General features: G+C 70.6%; 1 protein-coding gene and 1 pseudogene. Both read right to left on the bottom strand.

The genetic code is table 11. The annotated features are described in order from the left end of the window. Positions 1 to 281: pseudogene (locus IE249_RS37305) on the bottom strand (hypothetical protein); the annotation flags it as partial. Between the two features lie 127 nt (positions 282 to 408). Continuing rightward, the gene (locus tag IE249_RS15115) at positions 409 to 1,815 is read right to left on the bottom strand and encodes a family 2B encapsulin nanocompartment shell protein (protein WP_189705336.1); all 1,407 of its coding nucleotides are present in this window, start codon (positions 1,813 to 1,815) and stop codon (positions 409 to 411) included. Positions 1,816 to 1,935 lie beyond the last annotated feature (120 nt).

Here is a 1,935-nt window from a genome sequence, read left to right as displayed (position 1 = left end):
GCCGCCCGCAGTTCGGGCTCGACGGCGGCCTTGGACCGCGCGAGGATCCCCACCGCGTCCTGCCCTTCGGCGATTTCCTCGGCCGCCCCTTCGACCGCCCTCCTGGCCATTCCTCCGGCCGACCGCCCGGCTGCCCCTTCGACCGGCCGTCCGGCCGTCCCCCCGGTGCCGCCGCCGTCGTCCCCGAGGGGGCGTCGGGGCAGCGGCGCGACGGGTGCGGGTCCCCGCCCCGTACCAGCCGGCCGCTGCACATCGGGCGGGTGCTGCGTCGTCTCCGTCATGATCTCGACCATCCGATCCCCCTCGGGCAGTCCCCGGGCGCCGGCGGCGACGCCGCCGCGTCCGGGCGCGTACCCCCCGGGTGTACCCGGCCGGACCGGCCGGGACACCGTGCCGCGGCGACCGACGTCAGCGCCACCGGCCGACCTCGATGTTCTCCAGGACCCCCAGCGCGTCCGGCACCAGCACCGCCGCCGAGAAGTAGGCGGTGACGAGGTACTTGATGATCGCCTGTTCATTGATGCCCATGAAGCGCACGGACAGGCTCGGCTCGATCTCGTCCGGAATGCCCTTCGCGCGCAGTCCGATGACTCCCTGGTCCTCCTCTCCGGTACGCAACGCGATGATCGAGCTGGTCCGGGCCTCCGTCACCGGGATCTTGTTGCACGGGAAGAGCGGCACTCCCCGCCAGGTGGGGATGCGATTGCCGCCCATGTCGATGGTCTCCGGGACCAGTCCCCGCTTGTTGAGCTCGCGGCCGAACGCGGCGATCGCGCGCGGGTGGGCGAGGAACAGCTTGGTGCCACGGCGCCGGCTGAGCAGCTCGTCCATGTCGTCGGGGCTGGGCACTCCGTCGTGCGGCTGGATCCGCTGGTCGTACTCGCAGTTGTGCAGCAGTCCGAAGTCCCGGTTGTTGATCAGCTCGTGCTCCTGGCGCTCCTTCAGCGCCTCGACGGTGAGCCGCAGCTGCTGCTCGGTCTGGTTCATCGGCTGGTTGTAGAGGTCCGCCACGCGCGAGTGGATGCGCAGGACGGTCTGGGCGATGCTCAGCTCGTACTCACGGGGCCTGGCCTCGTAGTCGACGAAGGTGTGCGGGATGTCCGGCTCGCCGCTGTGGCCCGCGGCGAGGTCGACCGCCTTCTCGCCGAACTTGTTGGTGTGCTGCTCGGGTAGGGACCGCTGCTGCTGGAGGTGGGCGCGCAGCGAGTCGGCGCGCTCCGCGACCTGCTCGAAGTCGTGGCGGGACAGGATGAGCACGGTGCACGCGGTGTCCGCGCGGGCGGTGTACTCCCAGATGGCGTCCGGGTCGAGGAGTGCCTGCTCGCCGAAGTACGCCCCGTCGGCGAGGAAGCCGAGCACCTGGTCGTCGCCGTACGGGCCGGTGCCGACCTTCTGGACCCTGCCGTGGGCGAGCAGGTAGACCTCCTCGGCCTGGTTGCCGAAGGAGGCGATCACCTGGCCGGCGCCGATCTCGCGCTGCCGGCAGCGCTGGGCGATCTCGGAGAGCACTTCGTCGTCCTCGTACCCCCGCAGGGCGGGCAGTTCGCCGAGTTCAGCGGGGATGACCTCGACGCGGTCGCCGGTCTTCACGAACGTGATGCGGCCGTCGCCGACCGCGTAGGTCAGCCGCCTGTTCACCCGGTACGTGCCGCCCTGCACGTCGACCCAGGGCAGCATGCGCAGCAGCCAGCGCGAGCTGATCTCCTGCATCTGGGGAACCGACTTGGTGGTGGTGGCCAGGTTCCGCGCGGCCGCGGTGCCGAGGCTCTGCTGCGGCCGGCCCTGCTCCGTGCGGACCTCTTCGCCTACCGACATAGAGATTTGCCCTCCCGTTTCATGCCCGGCCGGATCGGCGCCGGGCATCGATTTGCACGCACCAGCGTTCCATCACGCAACGTGCCCGTGCCATTACACGAAAGAGCGGGAATGGATCAT

It is taken from the genome of Streptomyces anandii JCM 4720 (assembly GCF_014650655.1).
GTDB lineage: Bacteria > Actinomycetota > Actinomycetes > Streptomycetales > Streptomycetaceae > Streptomyces > Streptomyces anandii.
The sequence above is the reverse complement of the archived record's forward strand: the minus strand, read 5'-3'. Positions and strand labels throughout refer to the sequence as shown.

Excerpts from the sequence above, each read along its gene's own strand:
- IE249_RS15115 (WP_189705336.1), bottom strand. The coding sequence starts at position 1,815 with ATGTCGGTAGGCGAAGAGGTCCGCACGGAGCAGGGCCGGCCGCAGCAG.